24 protein-coding genes are annotated in these 21,452 nt (G+C 36.2%); 8 read left to right on the plus strand and 16 right to left on the minus strand.

What is annotated here, in order from left to right:
- The first annotated feature begins 267 nt into the window (after positions 1 to 267).
- The 7 genes from DYE19_RS07995 to DYE19_RS08025 all read left to right on the plus strand — a co-directional run bounded on the left by DYE19_RS07995 (position 268) and on the right by DYE19_RS08025 (position 5,271).
- Positions 268 to 522, plus strand: a complete 255-nt coding sequence (locus DYE19_RS07995; protein ID WP_049215603.1) for an FAD assembly factor SdhE — start codon at positions 268 to 270, stop codon at positions 520 to 522.
- Between the two features lie 120 nt (positions 523 to 642).
- A complete protein-coding gene (gene rpoE, locus DYE19_RS08000) occupies positions 643 to 1,218 on the plus strand; it encodes an RNA polymerase sigma factor RpoE (protein WP_049215601.1) in 576 nt (191 codons plus the stop codon).
- 44 nt (positions 1,219 to 1,262) lie between these two features.
- Positions 1,263 to 1,850, plus strand: a complete 588-nt coding sequence (locus DYE19_RS08005; RefSeq protein WP_115323215.1) for a sigma-E factor negative regulatory protein — start codon at positions 1,263 to 1,265, stop codon at positions 1,848 to 1,850.
- 62 nt (positions 1,851 to 1,912) lie between these two features.
- The gene (gene rseB / locus DYE19_RS08010) at positions 1,913 to 2,866 is read left to right on the plus strand and encodes a sigma-E factor regulatory protein RseB (protein WP_204371650.1); all 954 of its coding nucleotides are present in this window, start codon (positions 1,913 to 1,915) and stop codon (positions 2,864 to 2,866) included.
- Between the two features lie 8 nt (positions 2,867 to 2,874).
- Complete coding sequence (locus DYE19_RS08015) at positions 2,875 to 3,306, plus strand: SoxR reducing system RseC family protein (RefSeq protein ID WP_049215596.1); 432 nt, start codon at positions 2,875 to 2,877, stop codon at positions 3,304 to 3,306.
- A 54-nt stretch (positions 3,307 to 3,360) separates the two neighbouring features.
- Complete coding sequence (mobB, locus tag DYE19_RS08020; protein WP_049215594.1) at positions 3,361 to 3,870, plus strand: molybdopterin-guanine dinucleotide biosynthesis protein MobB; 510 nt, start codon at positions 3,361 to 3,363, stop codon at positions 3,868 to 3,870.
- A 9-nt stretch (positions 3,871 to 3,879) separates the two neighbouring features.
- Positions 3,880 to 5,271, plus strand: a complete 1,392-nt coding sequence (locus tag DYE19_RS08025) for a DHA2 family efflux MFS transporter permease subunit (protein ID WP_049215592.1) — start codon at positions 3,880 to 3,882, stop codon at positions 5,269 to 5,271.
- Between the two features lie 724 nt (positions 5,272 to 5,995).
- Here the strand turns inward: DYE19_RS08025 and DYE19_RS08030 are convergent.
- Positions 5,996 to 6,808: a hypothetical protein gene (locus DYE19_RS08030; protein ID WP_115323216.1), complete on the minus strand. Its 813-nt coding sequence runs from the start codon at positions 6,806 to 6,808 to the stop codon at positions 5,996 to 5,998.
- A gap of 1,982 nt (positions 6,809 to 8,790) precedes the next feature.
- Complete coding sequence (locus tag DYE19_RS08045; RefSeq protein ID WP_115323217.1) at positions 8,791 to 9,618, minus strand: NYN domain-containing protein; 828 nt, start codon at positions 9,616 to 9,618, stop codon at positions 8,791 to 8,793.
- A gap of 483 nt (positions 9,619 to 10,101) precedes the next feature.
- Between DYE19_RS08045 and DYE19_RS08050 the strand changes: the two genes are divergently transcribed.
- Positions 10,102 to 10,377 (plus strand): hypothetical protein, encoded by a 276-nt coding sequence (locus tag DYE19_RS08050; RefSeq protein WP_147285039.1) that lies wholly within the window; start codon positions 10,102 to 10,104, stop codon positions 10,375 to 10,377.
- 637 nt (positions 10,378 to 11,014) lie between these two features.
- Here the strand turns inward: DYE19_RS08050 and DYE19_RS08055 are convergent.
- The 14 genes from DYE19_RS08055 to DYE19_RS08120 all read right to left on the minus strand — a co-directional run bounded on the left by DYE19_RS08055 (position 11,015) and on the right by DYE19_RS08120 (position 21,021).
- Positions 11,015 to 13,189, minus strand: coding sequence for a DUF927 domain-containing protein (locus DYE19_RS08055; RefSeq protein ID WP_115323218.1), 2,175 nt, complete (start codon positions 13,187 to 13,189; stop codon positions 11,015 to 11,017).
- A complete protein-coding gene (locus DYE19_RS08060; RefSeq protein ID WP_115323219.1) occupies positions 13,182 to 13,616 on the minus strand; it encodes a hypothetical protein in 435 nt (144 codons plus the stop codon). The genes DYE19_RS08055 and DYE19_RS08060 overlap by 8 nt, the downstream gene beginning before the upstream one ends.
- A complete protein-coding gene (locus DYE19_RS08065; protein ID WP_115323220.1) occupies positions 13,613 to 13,939 on the minus strand; it encodes a hypothetical protein in 327 nt (108 codons plus the stop codon). The genes DYE19_RS08060 and DYE19_RS08065 overlap by 4 nt, the downstream gene beginning before the upstream one ends.
- Positions 13,932 to 14,339, minus strand: coding sequence for a hypothetical protein (locus DYE19_RS08070; RefSeq protein ID WP_255313147.1), 408 nt, complete (start codon positions 14,337 to 14,339; stop codon positions 13,932 to 13,934). Before DYE19_RS08070 ends, DYE19_RS08065 begins: the two co-directional genes overlap by 8 nt.
- Positions 14,332 to 14,949 (minus strand): ash family protein, encoded by a 618-nt coding sequence (locus DYE19_RS08075; RefSeq protein WP_368656423.1) that lies wholly within the window; start codon positions 14,947 to 14,949, stop codon positions 14,332 to 14,334. Before DYE19_RS08075 ends, DYE19_RS08070 begins: the two co-directional genes overlap by 8 nt.
- 52 nt (positions 14,950 to 15,001) lie before the next feature.
- On the minus strand, positions 15,002 to 15,430 hold the full coding sequence (locus DYE19_RS08080; RefSeq protein WP_115323222.1) for a terminase small subunit: 429 nt from the start codon (positions 15,428 to 15,430) through the stop codon (positions 15,002 to 15,004).
- A gap of 517 nt (positions 15,431 to 15,947) precedes the next feature.
- The gene (locus DYE19_RS08085; protein ID WP_041422803.1) at positions 15,948 to 16,223 is read right to left on the minus strand and encodes a hypothetical protein; all 276 of its coding nucleotides are present in this window, start codon (positions 16,221 to 16,223) and stop codon (positions 15,948 to 15,950) included.
- Between the two features lie 191 nt (positions 16,224 to 16,414).
- On the minus strand, positions 16,415 to 16,693 hold the full coding sequence (locus DYE19_RS08090; RefSeq protein WP_115323223.1) for a hypothetical protein: 279 nt from the start codon (positions 16,691 to 16,693) through the stop codon (positions 16,415 to 16,417).
- Entirely contained in the window at positions 16,686 to 17,405 is a 720-nt protein-coding gene (locus tag DYE19_RS08095; RefSeq protein WP_115323224.1) for a Rha family transcriptional regulator, read from the minus strand. Before DYE19_RS08095 ends, DYE19_RS08090 begins: the two co-directional genes overlap by 8 nt.
- Positions 17,406 to 17,425: 20 nt before the next feature.
- The gene (locus DYE19_RS08100; protein WP_083004181.1) at positions 17,426 to 17,848 is read right to left on the minus strand and encodes a PM1773 family protein; all 423 of its coding nucleotides are present in this window, start codon (positions 17,846 to 17,848) and stop codon (positions 17,426 to 17,428) included.
- Between the two features lie 9 nt (positions 17,849 to 17,857).
- Positions 17,858 to 18,055 carry a helix-turn-helix transcriptional regulator gene (locus DYE19_RS08105; RefSeq protein ID WP_005764228.1) on the minus strand — a complete coding sequence of 66 codons (198 nt, stop codon included), beginning with the start codon at positions 18,053 to 18,055 and terminating at the stop codon, positions 17,858 to 17,860.
- Positions 18,056 to 18,228: 173 nt separating this feature from the next.
- Positions 18,229 to 18,795 carry a hypothetical protein gene (locus tag DYE19_RS08110; RefSeq protein WP_115323225.1) on the minus strand — a complete coding sequence of 189 codons (567 nt, stop codon included), beginning with the start codon at positions 18,793 to 18,795 and terminating at the stop codon, positions 18,229 to 18,231.
- Positions 18,796 to 18,806: 11 nt separating this feature from the next.
- Positions 18,807 to 19,187 (minus strand): hypothetical protein, encoded by a 381-nt coding sequence (locus DYE19_RS08115; protein WP_115323226.1) that lies wholly within the window; start codon positions 19,185 to 19,187, stop codon positions 18,807 to 18,809.
- A 544-nt stretch (positions 19,188 to 19,731) separates the two neighbouring features.
- Positions 19,732 to 21,021, minus strand: coding sequence for a tyrosine-type recombinase/integrase (locus tag DYE19_RS08120; RefSeq protein ID WP_115323227.1), 1,290 nt, complete (start codon positions 21,019 to 21,021; stop codon positions 19,732 to 19,734).
- Between the last annotated feature and the right edge of the window lie 431 nt (positions 21,022 to 21,452).

Below are 21,452 nucleotides of genomic sequence, written 5' to 3' on the forward strand. Positions count from 1 at the left end.
TCCTTAGTAATGATTTTGATATAACCTATTGTGATCCAGAATAGCCCGTTTTCTAACGGGAAAGCGAGGAGAACTCTCAATTAAATTGAGTATAAAACAGGTAGAATATATGGCTAAATGCTTAGCATACGTTATTTAATATAACAAAAAATTATCAAAATCGCAAAATCATGACGTTTTAATCTATTAATAAGCTAAATTAACATTGTTTATTTTGTAATAGATCCTTGCTATATTTAATCTGTTTCAATTTCAAAAGGATATAAAATGGCACAATACAACAAATTGCGAATTGAATGGGATTGTCGTCGCGGCATGTTAGAGCTTGATAAAGTGATTATGCCATTCTATCAGCAGCATTTTGAGCAATTATCTGATACTCAAAAAGACCAGTTCATTCGATTACTTGCCTGCTCTGACTTACAGCTGTTTTCTTGGTTTTTTAATCGTGGAAAAGCAAGTGATCCCGAATTACAAGATATGGTTGATTATATTCAACATACCTTGAAATTAGCTGATTAATCACAATATTGGGTCTTTACAAAAAAGATTGAACTTTTTAATTTTAACACCGTCTAACTGATTGCAAGAGCTTGCTGTCTTTGAATATTAAGGCTTGTTAGAGGTGATATAAGAGGTTATATGGCTGAACAGCTAACAGATCAGGCTTTGGTAGAAAGAGTACAGCAAGGAGATAAGAAAGCCTTTAATTTATTGGTTTCACGTTATCAAAATAAAGTGTCTGGTTTGCTGACTCGTTATGTGTCACCAAATGATATCCCCGATGTTGTACAAGAATCATTTATTAAAGCATATCGTTCAATTGATTCTTTTCGTGGTGACAGTGCTTTCTATACTTGGCTATACCGAATCGCCGTTAATACGGCAAAAAATTACTTAACTGCACAAGGACGCCGCCCTCCAAACGAAGATATTTTAGCAGAAGAGGCGGAAAGTTACGATGTGGGTAGTAATTTACGGGATGTAGATACCCCCGAACATGAAATGTTATCTAACGAATTGAAAAAAATTGTGTTTGACACGATCAATGGCTTACAAGAGGACTTAAGAACAGCAATCACTTTACGAGAAATCGAAGGTTTAAGTTATGAAGAAATTGCTGAAATTATGGACTGCCCAGTTGGTACTGTACGTTCTCGAATTTTCCGTGCACGTGAAATTATTGAAAGTAAAGTACAACCTCTGTTAGAGCGTTAAAAACACAACAAATACAAAAACCAAACGAAAGTTGGAGTATCAACATGCAAAAAGAGTTACTTTCAGCCTATATTGATGGTGAACAAGTAAGCACAGAACTAACAGAGAAACTCTGTCAAGATCCTAAATTACAGAAATCTTGGGCAAGTTTTCATGCTATCCGTTCTGTCATGCGCCAAGAAACTGAAGTACTATTAGGTGCGGATTTTACAGCAAAAATGGAAATGCTCATTGAACAAGAAGAAATGCTTGTGGCTCAGCCAATCATTTCTCAACCTCTACCACAAGAAGTCGCTAAACTGCCACTTATGGAGAAGCTCAAAGGGTTATTTGCGCCATTAGCACAAGTTGCAGTAGCAGCAAGTGTTTGTTTAGTCGCTGTATTTGGTACTCAATCTTTCCTGACTGCAAAAAATGAAGCACAAAATAATATTGATTCGCCAATTCTACAAACATTGCCATTTAACAATGTTGTACAAGAAGTCAGCTATAATGCACCGAAAGATGCCGTAACTCCAGAACAATTAGAACAAAAAAACAAACGAATTGGTGCAATGTTACAGAACTATGAAATTCAACGCCGTTTATATGCTGATTCACTTATCCTGAATCAACAAGCTAATCAAAAGTAATGATTTAACAAATTAATCTTCACCACCTTCATTGGTGGTGATTTTGTTTTATGGTAATGACTATGTTAAAAACTTTTCAAAAATTAACCGCACTTTTCTTCGCTTTGCTTGTACCACTTGCTGCTTTAGCTGAAACTCAACTTTCAGCTAAACAAATCTTATTAAAAATGCCTGAGGCTCGTGAGAAATTAAGTTATGAAATTGCATTTGTGAAAACAACACCAGCCAATATGGATTCATTACGTTATCGCCACCTTCATTTAGAAGGTAAATCTTATGCCCAACTGGTATCTCTTGATGGAGTACAGCAAGAAATCGTCCAACGCGATAACTTAGTCAGTTATTTCCAACCTAATTTCCAGCCTTTCACCATTCATAGCACACACATTATTGACAGCCTACCAGCCATCATGCGTGCCGATTTTAATCACTTAGAAAAATATTATGATTTCATCAATATTGGGCGAAATCGTGTGGCAGATCGTATTGTACAAACCATTCGTATTTTGCCAAAAGATGATTTCCGTTATCAATATATTGCTTTTATTGATGAAGAAAATTATCTTTTATTACAAAGTGATATACTTGATCGCGATGGTAATTTGCTTGACCAATTCCGTGTTGTCAATCTATATATTGGTGATGGCTTACAAGGACTAGCCCAATATTTAGATAATGTTGTTTTTCCCCCTCTACTTATTGATAAAAAAGAAGAAAATACACCGCTCTTTCACTGGCAAGTGAGCTGGTTGCCACAAGGTTTTGTTAAAATTAATGAAAGTATCGGACTAGAGGAGGATAACCATATTGAAAGTCAGTTATACAGTGATGGGTTGTTTTCTTTTACTATATATGTTGCTGATCCTGTTGCAGGAATTAATTTAGATAATACTTGGAAACAAGGCACTTATACAATATATAGTGAAACAATTAATGACAAAGAAGTGACTTTTGTTGGTCAATTACCAATTTCGACCGCAAAACGTATCGTGCAAGATATCCAATTCAAAAAATAGGTTAATTAATGTTGAAAGAAAGTGCTATTGTTATTGAATACCAAGCTGGTCTCGCTAAAGTAAAATGTCAGTCACAAAGTGCCTGTGGTGCTTGTGCAGCTAAAAACGCTTGTGGTGCATCAGCACTTTCTGAGTTAACAGGCGAACAAGGTGAACATATTTTCACTATTGAAACTATTACGCCTCTTAAAGTGGGACAATTAGTCGAAATTGGTTTAGCTGAGCGCTCACTGATTCTTTCCGCACTACTACTCTATATTGTGCCCCTATTCACTATCCTAATTAGTACATTCATTGCTGAGCAACTTTTTCCACATGAGTTAATCAGTGCAGTATTTATCTTTATTTGTACCGCTCTTGCATTTCTTGTGATTCGTTATTACAGCAAACGCCTTAATCAGAAAACAGCTTATAAACCTATTCTATTAAGAATTTTGTGATCTGCCTTAATCCCTTTATAATGCATAAAATTTTTGAAAAAAGGATACTATCTCATGCACTTAATGCTAGGTATTACTGGTTATAGTGGCAGTGGCAAAACAACTTTATTAGAAAAACTCCTACCTGTTTTGATCACAAAGGGACTACGTGTTGCTGTCATTAAACATAGCCACCACAATGCCCAGATAGATAAAGAAGGCAAAGATAGCTGGCGTATGAAAGAAGCAGGAGCAAGTCAAGTAATTATGGCTTGCGATAATCGTTGGGCATTAATGACAGAAACACCTAAGCAGTCTGTTGATCTTGATTACTTAGCACAGCAATTTGATCCTCATTTAACTGATTTGATACTTGTTGAAGGGTTTAAACAAGAGCCTATTGAAAAAATCTTATTGCATCGCTACACAATGGACAAACCGCTACCTGAGCTAGATAACAAAGTTATCGGATTAGCCACAGATTATGATCTAAACTCGGAAAAACCGCTTTTAAATATCAATGATATTAATCAGATTGCTACCTTTATCTTAAATTGGTATCAACAAAAGTGCGGTCTAAAATAGGAAAATTTTATGACAGAACGTGACAGTTATCGAGGGCTAGCTTGGATTGCTGCTATTGCTCTTTTTATGCAAACCCTTGATGCAACGATTCTTAACACTGCACTTCCCGCTATTTCCCGAGATCTCAATCACTCACCTTTAGAAATGCAACTTGCCATCATCAGCTATGCATTAACTGTTGCTTTATTTATTCCATTAAGTGGCTGGCTTGCAGACAAATATGGCACCTTAAAAATCTTTCGCTTTGCAGTCAGTATTTTCGTTCTCGGCTCAGTTGCTTGTGCAATATCAAATACATTAGATACTCTCGTCCTTTCACGAGTTATACAAGGATTTGGAGGAGCTCTAATGATGCCTGTAGCACGTTTATCTATTATAAGAACAGTTCCCAAACAACATTTATTATCTGTTTGGAATCTCATGGCAATGTCTGGCTTACTTGGTCCGATTCTCGGTCCGATATTGGGTGGATGGTTAGTGACTTATGCAACATGGCATTGGATTTTCTTAATTAATATACCTATTGGCATAATTGGAGTTATTATCGCAGGAAACTATATGCCGAATGTTACTTCTCCTGTAAATAAACTTGACTGGATTGGTTTTTTCCTTTTTGCGGGTGGGTTAGTTGGCTTAACTCTCGGTTTAGATTTAATCGCAGAAAAAACCAGTAATAAAATAAATGCATTAAGTATTTTAAGCCTCGGCATTGCTCTTCTTTTTGCTTACTATTTTCATGCTAAAAAATCATCAACTTCACTACTACCTTTATCGCTATTTAAAATTAGAACATTTAGCATTAGCATTCTTGCTAATTTACTCATTCGTTTATGTGGCTCAGGCATTCCTTTCTTACTTCCTCTCATGCTCCAAGTCGTCTTTAACTATAGTGCAGAGCTGTCAGGATGGCTACTTGCTCCAATCGCAATTAGTTCGGTACTCATGAAGCCACTTATTACTCGTATTTTAACCTCGTGGGGTTACAAAAAAACATTAGTTATCACAGCTATACAGCTTACACTCTCAATTGCGGTCATGACATTAGTGACAAGAGAAACACCTATTTGGTTACTGATTCTAGCCTTATCTTGGTATGGAGGCTCTATGTCTGTTATTTTCACTGCAACTAATACGCTAGCAGTGAGTGAATTATCAGAACAAAATGCCAGCGCAGGCTCTACAATTCTGAGTGTGGCACAACAGATGGGAATTGGCATTGGTATCGCAGTATGCTCTGTCATTTTAGGGCTTTATCGTGAGCATATTGGTGAAACAGGACAGCAGTTACAACAATCTTTTAGTTACACGTTTTTAAGTGTTGCATTATTTGGTTTAGGACTAATTTGGTTACTTAACTACTTAAAAACACATGATGGTGCAAGCTTACAGCAAAAAAAATGAGCTAAAAAGCTTACTTCTGTCGTGCAGATTCCCTTAATTAACATTAGTCAGGGAAAACTCACTTTTGAATCTAGTACTTCTAACACAACGCTTTTCATCCTATGTTATTTAACAAAATATTCTTCACAATCTGTTATAACATTAAAAAACTTTCATCATCCTATCGACTAAAATTCGCTACACAAGCATTTTTTACTATAAATAACTCTTCCTCTTGCTATATGCTCCACTTTTACTTTATCTACCCAAAAGATTTTAACCTCACAATGATAAAATTGAGCTAACGTTTAGTCTAGCTATATGCCTAATTAATTTAATGAAATTTGATTTATAGATTGGCCAGAATGGGAGTTCAATTTAATATATAACATATTGATTTTTAAAAGACTAAATTTTCATACCTTAAAATATAGTACTATTCCTAGTACTATTTTTGTTTGCTACCCCTATTTTTGATTGTTTTTATACTTTATTTTTGCCTAATATCCCTCTCTAAAAATGAGTTTCTTTACATTATAAAAAAGGACTAATTAAAACTTGTTAAAAGGGTGTCAGCCATTGGCTGATAACTATGACGTATACGTTAGGAAAATTATCCTAACGTATTATTTATTTTGATGATGCTCTGTACATACAATTCGTTTCGGGAAAAGGAAGATTGATGGACCTTAAAGCTAAAACCCCCCAAGCAATATCATTTGGGGGGTATGTGAGGAAAATTTAACTATGGATCTAGTGGCGGACTAGGTAGATCTCGTTTTCCACCAAATACCTCATAGATTAGTGGCGGATTAGACATCTCTCCCATAGCCATGACAAAACCGATAGCTTCATCTGCTGAAGGCCCCGCAAAAGTAACCACATATTTTAAATTATTGTCTACTCCCATAGGTTTATAATCAGTTTCACCTAATAAGGCACCAACCCCAGCATCTTCCGCATAGTTGCTAGTCTCTTTTAAGGTAATATCAGGCAGCCCTTCACCCTCCTTATTTTTCCGCTCATAAAGCTTACCCGATACTGTTGTGCTAGCAAAGTCCATATTTAATAACATCTTTCCGACAGCATTTGGATTTGCAGAATAACCATGATAAGTCGCTTTACTTGCTGGGTAATTGTCTTTAATAGTGAATTTTCCTACCCCAGAAAGCAATCCTTTACTATCATAAAACTCCTCTCCTTCTGTGTAGGCACTAGGTTGGCTCCAAGCAAGCACAGAATATGGCAAATTTAGCATTCTTACGACATTCCCATTCACCTTTTTAGTCATCACTCCTTCAGGTAAATTACTTGCATCAAACTCTAAACCAAAGCCTTTCGAAAGAAACTCACTTTTTATCTTAATCACTTTGCCTTTCAGCCCATCATCAACGTAACCAACAGCTGCAACATCAGGGTTGGGAACAATATCAATTAATATTGGCTCGTCTACAGGAGGATTAATTAAGCCTCCGTTACTCACCCAACTTTTCCCACCACTACTGCCACAAGCAGCCAACACCATACTCATTAATACAACTAATAAGGACTTTTTCATATTTGCCTCCACATGGTTGCTACAGTTCATTTATAGCATACATTTTTGTGTGGTTATTTCTGTTACATTGATCACAAAATGAACAATTCATAAAAAATAAAATATCTTTTATTGATTAAAATGACCGACTTTTTGACTTTATAAATAAAACAAGAAATAAAAATTTGATGGACTAAATTTAAAAAAGATCGAAAAAATGCCGAAAACCACGCGCACCCAACCCAGCGGAAAGCCTCCCATCAAGAGTACCTTTTAAAATTACCACACTTCTAATTCCTTGTTATATCAGGCATTATCTTTATTCACAGTATACTTTTTATAAGACTATAATCGACATCTGTCATCATCTTTAGGCAATAAAAAAGCACCATTTAGGCACTAAATTTAGCTTATATAACTTCTATACCTTTAATCGCAGTAACTCATTTAGCTGTTCTATATCAAGGAGAAGGAGATTTTTTATGGTATTGCTGGAAATAAAAAAGGCTAAATAAATTAGCCTTTGAAATAATTATGTTAAGCCACTCTTTTTTGTTTGGATTTATGTTGTTTCTGTTCTTCAGTCAGTTTGATTTTTTTAATTCTTCGGCTATTTTCTCATTAGCCATCATTCTCTTCTCAGCATCAGCTAATCTATTTAAAATTTGCTTAATAAGAGGTTGATACTCTAACCCATGTAGTTCGGCGATGTGTTTTAGATCTTGTATTAATGCTTTCGGCAATCGAATAGAGATAGGCTGTAAACCTAACGCATTTTCTAAACTGTCCTTAGTTTTTGAGGTTTTCTGTACAAAGTTTTAATCTCTGCCCAACGTACCATCTTCCCATTTATCATCTAAATGAGTCATATCCTAACCCTCGCTATTTATATTTTTGATATGTTCGTATTTCTTCATCATTTGGTCTATACGCTGTTCTAATATAGATACTTCCATCTTTCTCTATAAAACATACGTTAAGTAAAACCCCCATATTAGTTTCTGCAATAAACCATTCTGTTGGTAAATCGCTATTATGCAGTTTAAAACTAATCATGGTGTAATATTCTTCGTCACTTCGACCTTATCCGACCACTTCTAATTCATCACTCAGCCAATCTTCACGCTAAATAATTTCCTCAGTATCTTTATCTAGTTTTGGAGTAATGAAGTATAAGCCACTTTTACTGCCTATTCTGCCTTTTTCTATGTAAGGTGAAATATTTATGTTTGTTCTACGCCCTCCTGTGCGATAATTTCATCCATACTAGTATTTTGCCTTACTCATTTAATGTAACTACTCCGATTCTCGGTTACTTCACCAATATTATTCAACTGTTCTACATTAAGGATGATCGGTTTTTATTTTGAGTTAAATACTATAAACCTTGATTTTACTGAGTTTTATTAATTCTTTTGGCGAGGTTTGATAAAGATTGATTTATGGATTGGCGGAGAGAATGGGAGTTGAATTTAAAACCTAACCATTTGAATATAAATAGATTTATTTTAAGCAAATAAAAATAGGTAACAAAACAGGTAACAAAAACTGTTCCCTCCCCTATTTTTTGATTACTTTTTATACTCACTTTCTGTTTGATTATCTTCTCTAAAAATGAGTTTCTTTACATTATAAAAAAGGACTAATTAAAACTTGTTCAAAGGGTGTCAGCCATTGGCGGATACTTATCAGGCATACGTTAGGATAATTTTCCTAACGGTGAAATATTTAGCTCTTATCTATTTGCTAATAAGCGTTGTGCAAATTTACATATCGGACAATAACAATACGGATTATCTTCGTATGAGTACGGATAAAAAACTAGTTATTAATGATCATTTACATGGGGTTGTTTTTAAAAATAACATTTTAAGTACACTGAAGAAAATAGGGAATTAACACATCAAAAACAAAATACAAAGTGATTAGTGAATCTAAAATGGGGAAATTTGATTAGCTAATAAATTTAGGGTAAAGAAAAATCGCCACATTGGGCGGTTTGCTTAATTTTTAGATTTTCTCGGCTTGGATTTATCCTTCTTTTTACTTTTTCTTTTATTTTCAATTTTCTGCTGATGCTCTTGCCACCACTCAGGATTATTATCTGGGGTACATTTCAGCACTTCAGCAAGGCCTACACCAATACTGAAAGATTGAATACCGTCAATATGTTCAGATAATTCAGATGAAATTTCTTGCTTTAGAGGATTTAAAATAAAGTCAACACCTTTAATTCTCGCTTGCTTTGCTGCAGGAACGAAATCAGAATCTCCAGCGACTAAAACAATGACATCAACTAATTTCTCATAGGACAGAATAGTTATATCCATACCTAGTTTTACATCAACTCCTTTTTGATTTACTTCGTAGTACCAATCAGAATTGGTTAAATCTTCCCATTTTCGTCTCCCATTACGCAAATCCTTAAGAGTATTGTCATTAAGTTTCCAATCCGTTGATTGTAGTTTGCCCATACGCAAAGCCGTTTTACGAGTTCCTTTTAATTTTGTATGAAATTCCGTACGAAGCTTATTCATTGGCTCCGCTTTGAAATTTTTATCTCTGGGAGATGTTTGTCCCTTTTCTGGGTGAGGTAATCTAACTTGTTTATCTAATGGTGGGCTATCGTAGTAGTATATACGGTATAGTTCATGAGGCTCTCTACCTGTATGTTGTCCCCGCTCTATTTCGATGTGGAATTTTACCATTTTCCACATTAAATCAATGAGGTGATCCGCTGTCACATCTAGAGTCTTAAAGTATTTTCTAATAAAAAAACCTACTTTAGCAAAGAAAAAACCACCATCAATTAGAATTGCTGTCTTTTTCATAATTATTTTCGCAATAATTCACAATAAAAAGATAAATAAAAACCCATAACAACCAGTACAGATAGTAAAAATGGTCTGTGAGCTGCTATGGGTTCCGTCATAATTTCAAGTAAATATTAGCCTGTTTTTTTTATTTGTCAAGCAATTTGGAACAATACTAAAAAATACACTAACTAATCACCCACTAGCAGAACACGTTACCTGTCAACCAAACCAAACTCACTAAAAGTGCAATTAATAAAACTTATCTGAAAATCAATTTTTAATACTAAAACAATAGTTTTACATAGACAAATATACGCTGTATGTTTTGTGATCCGCTTCAAAGAGTTAAAAAAGGTCGAAAAACTGGAATAGCGATAAAACAGAGTTGACGGGGCGGTAGTCTAAACCTTTCTTCTGAACTTTTTACCCACCCTCCCCCATATCTGAAAATTTTAATTTTGCAGTTGTAAATATTAAGTTAGTTCTGCTGTTGCTGCTGTGTCAACAACAGGTCATAAATACTACGACCATAAGTTGACTAAAATAGAAAAAGGCAACTTGTTAGAAATGACCTCTCGCGTATCAACTGCGGAGATTTCTAGCTCGTCGCCTTTATCTGACGTCAATGATAAAAGCCTATTACAAATTCTGCAACAACAAAATGCAGAACTGGAGCAAACTAACAGCCAAATCAAACGGTTTGGCGGAGAAGAGTTTAATGATTTAATGGCTAGGGTGTGTATTGGAATAAAGAAAAAAGCCAGCAATTTCTGAAAACCCATCCGCTTCAATTACATTGGGATCTTACATCAGATGCTGACCTTTCTGTAAAGAATATTAAAACCGAAACTGACCTAAGTCAATACATTCAACCTGCACCCTAACATCCACCATTGGTGGAAGTATCCTCAATGTATTATGTAGCATAATCCCCTGATTTTTCATAAATCCACCACCACGATTTTTTTATCAAGAAAAAAAGCAATATGTATATATAAGCAAAAAACTATAGGACAATTAGGACAATAGGACAGAACCTGTAAAATCAATAAGTTAGATAGCAAAAATTGTCCTAATGCGTTAGGACAGTGTAGGACAAAATTAGGACAAAAATAGGGAAATTTAAGGAGAAATTAGGATGATAATTGATTAATATTCATACTATTTTAAATGTAACGCATTGTTTTACATACAATTGTATTTTTTATTATCCTGATTATCCTATAAAAATTTATACTTCTATACGAAAAGATTTTTTTACTCTCTTGTTTTTTTCTTAGTGGTAAATTGAGAATTTTTAATGAAAACCATTTGCTACAAAAAATAAAAATATTTATCTAAAAAATAATATTATGCTACAAAAAAGAGCCATTTTTATTTGGCTCTTTATAGTGGGTTATGGTGTCAGCTCTTATCTTTCGTCTTGACTTTCATCAAGTGGATAAAGCAAATAGCACCTTGTACGAGTAGGTTTTATCTTGCTAGGTAATTTGAGCCTAAACGGATAGCCTTTTTCTCTTCCTCGCTCTAGCATATCCGCATTTGCTAATATCTCGCTTGCTTGTTTTTCATTAAAGCCACTAATAACATCATTAAGATAAACCTGCGGTATTATCCAATATCTTTCTTTTTCATTCTTGCCTTGCTCTGCCAACTCTTTATAACCTGCGGTATCTTTTGGCTCTGCCTGATTTGGATTGAAAGGGTATTCAATAAAGCGTGAACTATTGCGCAAAAGCCAACCATTCACTTGTTCAATAATCTGTAATTCCTCTCGGCTATGATAACCAAAGATATTTACCCACTCATTAAATGCTTTCGTGATCGCATTTTCACATTCGACCACATCCCATTTTGTGAAGTCTAGGGAAAGTTTTAATGTCGTTTCTAATATCGCAAAACGGTTCATTACACGCTTAACTTGTGAATGACAATCATTCGGCAGGGTATTTAATCTATTCTCTAAAATGGCTCGATATAACGTCTCTATGGCGTTATTGTGGTGTAAATTAATAAGGTGCTTAATCCATTCTCGCCCTACAACGCCATAATGCAATTTTGAGGATTGGTTTAAATGGTCTGCGTGCGCCTTTCCGTCTTTGTGGTGGTGGAATTGAGTAGCCCTTTGTAGTGGAATATTCAGCAATCGGACTAACTGCCCCACATTCGTTTTTATCCCCACGTTAGTTAAGTAGGTTTCTAAATCCATTTCCCCAGTAGAAAAAGCCACCGTGCGCCAGCGGGCTAAATCTCGGTTTCCGCCTTCTTTTGCGCCTTGTATCTTGCCTACACCATTAAATAAACTATAAGCAATGTCGCCAACGTGCTTGCGGTTGGTGCTTTGCCCTATCTCATCCAACGGTATAAAGCCATCATTTCTGGCTTGTGCCTCGTTGCTAATCCCTAGCGGTGTGGTTAACCAACTTAAACGGATTTCATCAGGATGACCATAGATAGAGCTTGCAATATTGGCTATTGTTGTTTTCCCTGTCGAACTACCGCCAAAGATATGAACCCCAAAACTTTCCGCATTGATTAAATGAATAATAGGCGCACTTAACGCAACAGCTACACCCAGCATCATAAACGGATTACCAGCCACGTTGTTAGCGATTTCCTGCTGCCAACTTTCAATACTACCGCTTACGCCATAGCCTTTATTATTAGCAGACTGTCCTACAAAGAATACTGGCGTTTTAGACTCTCCCACAACCTCACCATTAGGCAAAATATATGCGCCTGATTGCCACCCTGTCGCATTTACTACACGATAAAAGCCCTTTTGATAATAGTCTTGTAAATAATCGGCTAAGTAAGGGCGTAAGCGTTGATTATTCGTGATATTCAAGCCATTTTTACGCAATAACTGCCAGCCCGTACGCTCGCCAACGTCTTTTAATGGTAAAGCGATAATTTTACTTTGCTCACTGCGATTAGGTGTAAAGCGCAACATTGTGTAAAACTCATCCTCACTTTGCCCCATTCCAACAACTTCCACCGCATCACAAAGCCACTCTATTTTGTCCTCGTAGATTTCACCCGTTGATCCATTGGTTTTTAATGTAATGCGATATAAGCCTCTTTTCCCTCGTTCTGTGCGATCTTCGATAAAAGGTAAGGTGTTGGCTTGATTATTCTCTTTGTGTGCCTCTGCGATGCTCTCGCTCACAATTTCAGCCACACTATCACCCTTTCTTACTCGTTTAATATAATCACTTAGATTCTCGGTTACTTCGCCAATACAATTACATAATGCCAATTGCTCAACCTTAGAATGTTTGGCAAGGTTAAGACAAAGTGCGGTAACTTGCACCTGTGAAAGCTCACCACATTGGATCACCCTTACTGCCTTCTGTGCTGGTGGAACAATTGCTAACCACTCTAATTTATTCAACTGCTTTACATCAAGAACAATCGGCTTTTGTTTTGAGTTATGCTGTAATGCTTGGCAAAGTAAGAGCCATCCCTCGCCCTTACCTTTACCCCACCATTCCCACGCTTGATTGCCTGCTAACACAATTAAATCACTCAACGGCTCATTAGGTTGTCCTTTAAAGTTTGGTGCCTGAATCATTTTTTTACTCATTTCCACCACCTTGTATTTCATCTACATTGAAACTAACACCCTGCAGTTTGCTAATTAAATATTTAGCACCACGCATAAAGGCTTTAATCTGCCCCTTTTGCTCTTTACTTAACGTTTTTCCTTCTGCTAATTCTTCCATCATCAACAAGCCTTTTGATAACCGTTCGGCTAAATCATCACATTCTTTGGCTAATTTAATCTTATGGTGATAGCAATCTGGAAACTCATTAAAACAGCGTTGGTTACTGTCTTTTATTAGCTGAAATTGGCGGTTAATTTGCGTATATAGCACATATAAGCCATTTCCCTTGCCTAGTGTGAGAGTTGGCTTTCCATCGCTTAAATAGCCCTCTAATTTCGCTTTAAATAGCTTATTTGGTTCGGTGGTGGATTTCGCTACTTTCATTTGAGTAATTGGATTCATCATTGATCACCTCCTAAACCATCTGGATGACTAATTCTGATTTCAGAATACAAGCCAGTGGTTTTTAAATAATCAGATACTTCACAAGCTTGAGCATAGGTAGGATATTCACCAGTAAAAGCAATCTCTCCTTGTTTATTAAAAACAGTGATTTCATAAGGGGAACGCTCTACTCTCAATGTTGAACCATAAACAAGCGGATCGTTATCCATTGCCTCACGTGCGATTTGTGCTGCCTCTTGGTATGTTTTCCCTGTGGCAATAATGAATGGTTGACCTTCTACGGTTTCATCTTCTCGATAGGTGACTACACTGTATTTACGCATGGTCCACCTCCATAGCAGGAGCAAAAGCAATAGGTGTGCGTGAACGAACCGCTAAAAGTGCGGTAGATTTTTGACTAGTTTTCATTGTGGGATTTCTCTTGTATGTTTTAGTAAAAAGAGTATCGCCCTTAGTAGGGTGCGATACAGACTCAACTACCGCATACAAACGGCTAGCCTTATTCGTGCGATTGCTCGCCTTATTTCGGCTTATCATCTGTACCGCAAATTCGATATTTTCAGGGTGTAGTAAGCCCTTGAAGTGAATTTGAGGTAAAAAAATTCCACAAGTCTTACGGGTGCGGTGTCCGTTGTATGGGGTAGTACCTTGAATACTACAACGATTCCCAGCGATTGACAAGCTATCTTCTTCCCGATAGGTGATTACGCTGTATTTACGCATAAATCACCTCCTTAACAGCAAAGAAAGGACAAATAATCGCTTTGGCTTGCTCTAAGTTATCGGCTTTAATTCGTATGGTATAGCAAGGAAATGATGAGATAGGTTTTGAAGTGTTACGTAAGTCTAAACGGCTTATAGCTTTGAATAAGTAAATCATAGCGATTAACTCCACAAGATGTTGAATAGAGGTTACCGCTAAAAGTTTCCACGCTTTAGGGCGGTAACGTGCGACTGGGTGGAAAACTGCGACTTGTGGAACACAGCCAACGATTAAACGTTGCCAATCGCACGCTACCATTGAGATAAATCCAGTCAATCCAAAAATGGATAGTATTGAATTTATTGAGAAAATTCCGTTGTGCGAATTTGCATATCGGATTTTAGGTGTGCGAACTTCACGAACAAAAAAAGCACGGTTAAATGGCGTGCTACTGTTCGCCACAAGTAAATAATTCGAGTTTCCACGCTCGGCTAGCGATTTTGCGCTAACGTCTAAATAATGCCAAAACGAACCACACTTTGTAAAGCGTTTTAGCTTACTTTTTTTAAATAAATCGGATATTTTGAATAGCATTTTGATATAATCCTTTTGCCTAGATATTGATTTCATTCCAAAGCCTCATTGAGCTAAACTCGGTGAGGTTTTTTGTTTTCTGGATTTTTTAATCATTTTCTTTGGAGCTGACGGAATTAAAATCAGGCGCAACTAATTCAATCACAGTTGGATAATCTATCGTTTCCAACTTAACTGTTTGTTTATCTAAACCTAATAACTTAGCTTGCCCCATTACTGCGTTAACTGCTGTATTTAAACTACCGTTTCCGCTAATTGCCTTTTGGTAAATGTCCTCGAGTTTCCTAATCAAATCATCTACAGTGATTTCATGGCGTTGTTGGTGTACTGCTTTTAGCTCACCAATCCTAGCCGTAATCTTGCCGTCAGATAGTAATTCACTTGCTTTTCGATTTATGGTGTCAGGTTTCATATTCTCAGCATGGTAAGCCTGTCTATAAGCCTCGCTGGCGTTGCCTGTCTCGATATACTGTAAGCAAAAATTTTCTTGTTTCAGCGTTAATTTATGGTTAAACATTTGCCCTCCTGTAACTCATTGTTTTTAAAGCAAAGACCAAAGTTGGATTTTGTAAGAAAATCAACAATTTATAATTCCCTCAAATTGAGGTAAAGCCACTCACTGGTACACTTACTGCTCTTACACCATTGGTGGAAGTTAAAAAATCATCTTGCCACTCCCTTGCGCGCTTACTGAATTTAACCAGACCAATTTTGGTCTCGTTGAATATACTTCCTCGTATGCGTTTATACTGAAACATCCCTTTTTTATGGACTCGCAAAATTCAGGGTGTTCACCACCCCTCGCGCGCGTACTGCTCCGAAAATTGCTAGAACCACCATTGGTGGACGGACTTAAAATTGCGCTGTTTTAATCTCCTAAAATTTGAGGAGATTACCGCCAACTTGTGTTAGTCCAGTTGTGGTCATATGACCACAGTTGAATTGTGTACATATGTACATAGCTAAGTGTTGTGTTATCGCAACAGTTCAGCCAAACCAAAATGGGATTGACTACCTCAAAAATTCAGGAGGGTTCACTTCTTCTCAACCTCGCTTAGCCTTTTCTCTAACTTATTCAGCGTTTGCTTAGCCTTGAGTAATTGCCCTAATAAAAACTCCGTAGGGCATTGTTTATATTCCCGTTCAATTTCTAGCACCTTTTCTTTCTGCAGCAGGATGACCTCACTTAATGGGTAGAGTTCGTTATCGTCATCAAGACTGAGGAAAGAGTAGGTAGTCGCTCTCACCAAGTAATGTTGAACAGCATTAGGTAAGAGAAAACGCTTGGCTATCTTGTTCTTTATTTCCATTTCTTTTCCCAATAAATTCGCTTTTCCTCTGCGGTGAGGGCGTGAAAGTGTGTGGCATATCCACCGTGCTTTAATGCGTTAAATCGGCTATGGCGATATTTGTTATCCGTTTCGCAAATAGGCGTTTTATTTCGCACTTTTGGCGTTATCTGAACACTCACAATCCACCACCAGCAAGGGTTTAACGGTTTTCACAATTCGCAGTTTGTGTCGCAATTTATCTGCAGTAATTGTGCTAATTTTTCTTGGATGTTCTCCACGTCATAAATCACGCAATTAATACGCTCTAACATCCACTCCAGATAGTCTTTATCACTCATTCTCACATCAGGCACTCCCTCTGCTTTTATCGTTGGATAACCTTTATCAATGGTGATTTCCAAACTCTCTTGAATATCGTTTAATTGCGCTGCAATATCTGCGTATGTTGGGTTATATTGGTTTTCTGCTGGTGGATTGGTATCAAGCATTTAATGCCCCCTTTCTCAAGTGGTGTAATGTGGTTTCCTGTAATTGTGCTTTGCGCTGGTGGTAGTCCATACCTAACTTAATCATTACGGCATTTTCAGAAAGCAACTGATCAACTAATTGCAATTGTTCTGCAGTTAAGTATTGGCGTATATCTACATCATCAGGATAGCCATTTACCTGTAACCACGATTTACGGTTATTCCCTAGTGCTACCACATAAACAAGGTTATTCTCTCGGCTATATGCGTGAGGGTCTTCCTTGCCTACTTGTTCTAAGCGGTACTTAATCGCCTCATTCATTCGTATTTGATCAGCTTTCATATTGGCACGTGTCGCAAGGCGTTTTTTCATCTCGTTAAACTCTTTGATGTACTGCTCTTTAAATTGCATTGCTTTCTTGCCAGTAAAACCCATTACTAACAATGTAAAACCGTCTTGGGTCATTAAATACATCGGTCTTTTCTCACCTTTTTCATCCGTGTATTTAACCGCCTTAAAATTAAGGACGTTAAATTCAGGCGAACAACCTAAATTTTTTATAGTCGCAAGAAGGTTGTCATGGCGTTTACCAAAGTAATGCGCTACTTTTAGGCTATCTGTCATCGCTACCGTTTCCTTGTGGAAGACCTTAGGAAATACTGCGCTATTTACCGCACTTTCTGCGCCTTGTAGCTCGTTTACTTGGTTTACTTGATTCTTGGTATTAATCATCATTAAATCCTCGCTATGCGCTAAATATTGGCTTTTTGGCGTGATGGTTTTTGTACTATTCTTTCACCGTCCACCACCGCCAAAGGATCTACATAGTGAAAACGGTTCATTGCCTCATTAATATCTGCCTGTGATAGTGGCTTATAACCTCGTTGGCTTGCTTTCAGGTTGTAATACTTGGCTAACTTCTCGCAATCTTTCGCACTTGCTACTCGGTAAGAGAGATAAACGCCACCGTATACCCCTTTGCGTTCCACTCGCACAAATGAAATATCGTTTTGCTCCTCGAGTTGATTAATCTCGTTACGCAAAGAACGGTTAAAACAGATTTTTTGTAATTCAAGTTCACTAACCTCACCCAATAGCACAGCTAAGCCAGCTACTTTTGGCTTACGCTCCATTGCTGGAAAGTTAAAACTTGCTAGATATTGATCACCTTCCATAATTCCCCCTTATGCGTTAGTGGATTGAATAAAGGCATTGACCTCATCAGCACTAAAACGCACAGAGCCACCGATTTTGATTTTTTTGAGTAAGCCCTGTTTTGCTAAGCGGTCAATTTTGGTACGTGAGCCAATACCAAGTGCGGTTAGCTCGTTGATTGAATAGTATTTTTTGATTGGTGTTTGATTGGTTTGAGTAGTACTCATAAATACCTCTTTTAATTTGGTTAATTAAAATTAAGCAAAGTATTTCGTTTTGCTTGTGAGGTATTTTGAGGGAGTGGGATATGACTGTGACTAAACTTCCAATATTTACAAAATAAATTTTTGGAAGTTTTTTAATGAAGTTTTTGGAAGTTTTTGGAGGTTTTATAAGCTAGTTAATTTTCTGGAGTAAATTCTTTTATTGCTTCTGATATTCTTCGATGAAATGTATCCATTTCTTTTGCGGTGATACAATGCTCCGCACTTTCTTTTGCAAGCATCCTCGCAATTTGGCTTATTTTTAATGCTCCGCTCCCTTTAAAATATAAATTAGGATTTGGGTGACATTCCGCTAACTTAAAAGATAAAAAGCAAATAGCCTGTAAATGTGTTTCTCTCTCTGTAACGCAATACTTAACTCTATCAACTATTTTAGTTATACTTTCGTTATAATTTTTATTAGTGCCTTTCCTGTAAAAATCTACATCTTGTTTTAGTTTAAGATTTTCTTTTTTTAATTTTTCTATTTCTTTCTCTTGTGAAAGTTCTTTTTGTGTAGGTTGTTCTAAAAACGTTTCCTTTCTTACATTTTCTTTTCTCTGATATTCGTCAATGCCTAAGATATAGGAAATTATCTTTTTATCTAAATAAATTTCTTTAAGATCAGCATCATCTATGGCTAGATAAACATTGTTAGTTTCTTCTCCTGTGTCCAAGTCTATATCATGGTATGTGCGATACATAATGCCCCCACTTAAAACGGTATATTTTCGTTTATTCCACTTTCCTCAATCACTTCCAAAATATCTATCAAGGAATCAAAGCCTAACGGTTCAGGTGGTTGATGCAATTTCTTTGGCAAGGTGTAGCAATCAATATCACCCAATTTCTTGAATACATCTAATTGTTTTCTTTCATTTTCATCAAGTAACTCATAAGGTAACTCATCAAGCATTAGATTGCGTGAATATTCTTGATTGTAATATTTGAATTTATCAATTAATACAGTGGCAATTTTATTATCTGATAACTTTGGATGCTTATTTCTGATCATAAGAAATAAATCATATAAACTAATAAAATTATTTTCTCTTTGATCTGCTAATTGAGTATATGCTTTCTCAAAGTCAAGCATCCAAACACCCCTATGTGTTGCCCTATTTAGTGAGAGTGCAACAAAGAACAAATAGGGTTGTTCTCTTTCGGCTCGGGTAATTAGTCCGCTCCTAGTTGCACTAATTCGCAAATTAGTCAGTTTTATACAAGAAAAGTATAATTATACTTCTTGAGTATAATTTAAACTAATTCAAAGTTAGTTAAATTTAATCATATTTCACTATACTGTACAAGCACTGTATAAAAAGTTTATTTTCAGCACAATACAATCTCTTTTTTAGGCTATTTACTACCTCATTTCGTCAAAATCACCTAAAAAAGTAGGACAAAAACAGCCAAAAATAGGACAAAAGTAACTAAAAATAGGACAATTTAAGGGTAAATTAGGACAATAATTGATTAATATTCATACTATTTTAAATGTAAGCTATTGTTTTATATACATCTGCATTTTTTATTGTCCTAATTGTCCTATAAAAATTTATGCTCCTATAAGAAAAGATTTTTTATGGTGTTGGTGGAAATAAAAAAGGCTAAACAAATTAGCCTTTAAAAGAATAGTGTTAAGCCACAACCTTAAGATGCTTTGGTGGTGGAATAATTGGCTCTGGTGCTTGGCTTTCTACATAGTCTGCCCATTCTTGTAACATCACCGCCCTTTGTGAGAGATACAAGGATTTATCATAGGTACGTCTAATTTGATTTTTATCTTTATTTTGCTTGTGTGATAAGGCTCTTTCTATCCAGTCGGCTTTATAGTCTTTCTCGTTTAATGACGTGCTGAATAGATGGCGTATGCCGTGCGTAGTAAGCCGTTTTTCCCCTATCCCCTTGATAATGGCTTTTCGCATTGTCTCAATGCTTAAATGACCGCTTTTCGCTGTTAAACTGGCAAACACAAATTCGCTATTAATCCCAAGTGCGGTGTGTAATTGTTGCATTTTATTAAATATCCCAATTGCTTGGCGTGATAGTGTTACTACGTGTTCTCTCCCCTCTGGTAGATTCTTATTGCCTTTTTGGACTCGGTAAGTCCACGTTTTTTCCTTGTAATTAATATCCGCCCATTTCGCTTTGGCTATTTCAGATGGTCGCCCACCAGTCAATACCACCAGCATAACCGCATAAAATGAAAACGGATTAAAACGGTTTTCATCTCTTGCTTTGTAAAAGCCTTGTAAAAACTCGCTTAATTCTTCAGGGGTGATAGTATTCATTCCCTTAGATACTGGCTTATCAAACTCCTTGCCTATTTCTGCTAACGAATTATGCGCAATCAATCCCCTATGAAGTGCGAACCTCATTACGTTATTAAGATTGCCAATAATCTTTTTAACGGTTTCTAGCTTGCCCTCTTTCTCAAGTGGTTTGATAGCATTAATGGCGATAAGTGGCGTGATTTCTGATATAGGGTAATTAGCAAAGCGTGGGAGCAAATGGCGTTCAAATAAAGCCCACGTATCTTTGGCGGTACGTTCTGAAAAGTTAGCCTTTATCTTTCTATCTTCAAACCACGCTTTAGCCATCTTCTCAAAGGTACGATTTAACTTATCCGCCTGTGCTTGTTCTTGTTGCTTACGGTAGGTTTGTGGGTCGATATTATTAGCCAATAACGCATTATATTCATCACGCTTGGCTCTAGCTTGTGATAAGGATAAATCAGGATAAGCTCCTATACTAATCTTAGCGCGTTTATTAGTGTAAGGTTTACTGTATATAAATCTCCATAATTTAGAGCCTGTATTAGCTACCATTAAATGCAATCCAGCACCATCAGAAAGTAAATACTCTTTGTCCTTTGGTTTTGCGTTTTTTATTTCCGTATCTGTGAGAGGTTTTACTTTTTTAGCCATATCATCAGCCCCTAGGTAATTTTGGTTACCTGTGAATAAATTTTTGCTGCCTGAAAGGTTCAACTTAACCACGTCCTAAAATGGTACGTTAATTACTGTATTTTCAACAGGTTATAATTATTTGTTACCTAATTAAAATTTTATTGTTACCTAAAAATACAAATAAAAACAAAAACAGAGACAAAAATAAATCATTTATTTTCAATAAGATAATAGCTTTTTGTTACCTTTTTATTTTTAATAAAACCTATTTTTAGGGAGTGATTTTAGAGAGTAACAAGCACATTATAAATCAGGTAACAAAAAAGGTAGCTAAAAATGCGGGTTAGAATGAATAAGTTTGATTAATTTTGCACTATGTAAAATGCGATAAATCTTGATTTTATTGGGTTTTATTGATTATTTTGGTGAGGTTTGATGAAGATTGATTT

The organism is Pasteurella canis (assembly GCF_900454865.1).
Taxonomy (GTDB): domain Bacteria; phylum Pseudomonadota; class Gammaproteobacteria; order Enterobacterales; family Pasteurellaceae; genus Pasteurella; species Pasteurella canis.

What these genes read in the sequence shown, in the direction of transcription:
- DYE19_RS07995 (WP_049215603.1), top strand. Translation starts at nt 268, where the DNA reads ATGGCACAATACAACAAATTGCGAATTGAATGGGATTGTCGTCGCGGC.
- rpoE (WP_049215601.1), top strand. Translation starts at nt 643, where the DNA reads ATGGCTGAACAGCTAACAGATCAGGCTTTGGTAGAAAGAGTACAGCAA.
- DYE19_RS08005 (WP_115323215.1), top strand. Translation starts at nt 1,263, where the DNA reads ATGCAAAAAGAGTTACTTTCAGCCTATATTGATGGTGAACAAGTAAGC.
- rseB (WP_204371650.1), top strand. Translation starts at nt 1,913, where the DNA reads ATGTTAAAAACTTTTCAAAAATTAACCGCACTTTTCTTCGCTTTGCTT.
- DYE19_RS08015 (WP_049215596.1), top strand. Translation starts at nt 2,875, where the DNA reads ATGTTGAAAGAAAGTGCTATTGTTATTGAATACCAAGCTGGTCTCGCT.
- mobB (WP_049215594.1), top strand. Translation starts at nt 3,361, where the DNA reads ATGCACTTAATGCTAGGTATTACTGGTTATAGTGGCAGTGGCAAAACA.
- DYE19_RS08025 (WP_049215592.1), top strand. Translation starts at nt 3,880, where the DNA reads ATGACAGAACGTGACAGTTATCGAGGGCTAGCTTGGATTGCTGCTATT.
- DYE19_RS08030 (WP_115323216.1), bottom strand. Translation starts at nt 6,808, where the DNA reads ATGAAAAAGTCCTTATTAGTTGTATTAATGAGTATGGTGTTGGCTGCT.
- DYE19_RS08045 (WP_115323217.1), bottom strand. Translation starts at nt 9,618, where the DNA reads ATGAAAAAGACAGCAATTCTAATTGATGGTGGTTTTTTCTTTGCTAAA.
- DYE19_RS08055 (WP_115323218.1), bottom strand. Translation starts at nt 13,189, where the DNA reads ATGAGTAAAAAAATGATTCAGGCACCAAACTTTAAAGGACAACCTAAT.
- DYE19_RS08060 (WP_115323219.1), bottom strand. Translation starts at nt 13,616, where the DNA reads ATGATGAATCCAATTACTCAAATGAAAGTAGCGAAATCCACCACCGAA.
- DYE19_RS08065 (WP_115323220.1), bottom strand. Translation starts at nt 13,939, where the DNA reads ATGCGTAAATACAGTGTAGTCACCTATCGAGAAGATGAAACCGTAGAA.
- DYE19_RS08070 (WP_255313147.1), bottom strand. Translation starts at nt 14,339, where the DNA reads ATGCGTAAATACAGCGTAATCACCTATCGGGAAGAAGATAGCTTGTCA.
- DYE19_RS08075 (WP_368656423.1), bottom strand. Translation starts at nt 14,949, where the DNA reads ATGAAATCAATATCTAGGCAAAAGGATTATATCAAAATGCTATTCAAA.
- DYE19_RS08080 (WP_115323222.1), bottom strand. Translation starts at nt 15,430, where the DNA reads ATGTTTAACCATAAATTAACGCTGAAACAAGAAAATTTTTGCTTACAG.
- DYE19_RS08085 (WP_041422803.1), bottom strand. Translation starts at nt 16,223, where the DNA reads ATGGAAATAAAGAACAAGATAGCCAAGCGTTTTCTCTTACCTAATGCT.
- DYE19_RS08090 (WP_115323223.1), bottom strand. Translation starts at nt 16,693, where the DNA reads ATGCTTGATACCAATCCACCAGCAGAAAACCAATATAACCCAACATAC.
- DYE19_RS08095 (WP_115323224.1), bottom strand. Translation starts at nt 17,405, where the DNA reads ATGATTAATACCAAGAATCAAGTAAACCAAGTAAACGAGCTACAAGGC.
- DYE19_RS08100 (WP_083004181.1), bottom strand. Translation starts at nt 17,848, where the DNA reads ATGGAAGGTGATCAATATCTAGCAAGTTTTAACTTTCCAGCAATGGAG.
- DYE19_RS08105 (WP_005764228.1), bottom strand. Translation starts at nt 18,055, where the DNA reads ATGAGTACTACTCAAACCAATCAAACACCAATCAAAAAATACTATTCA.
- DYE19_RS08110 (WP_115323225.1), bottom strand. Translation starts at nt 18,795, where the DNA reads ATGTATCGCACATACCATGATATAGACTTGGACACAGGAGAAGAAACT.
- DYE19_RS08115 (WP_115323226.1), bottom strand. Translation starts at nt 19,187, where the DNA reads ATGCTTGACTTTGAGAAAGCATATACTCAATTAGCAGATCAAAGAGAA.
- DYE19_RS08120 (WP_115323227.1), bottom strand. Translation starts at nt 21,021, where the DNA reads ATGGCTAAAAAAGTAAAACCTCTCACAGATACGGAAATAAAAAACGCA.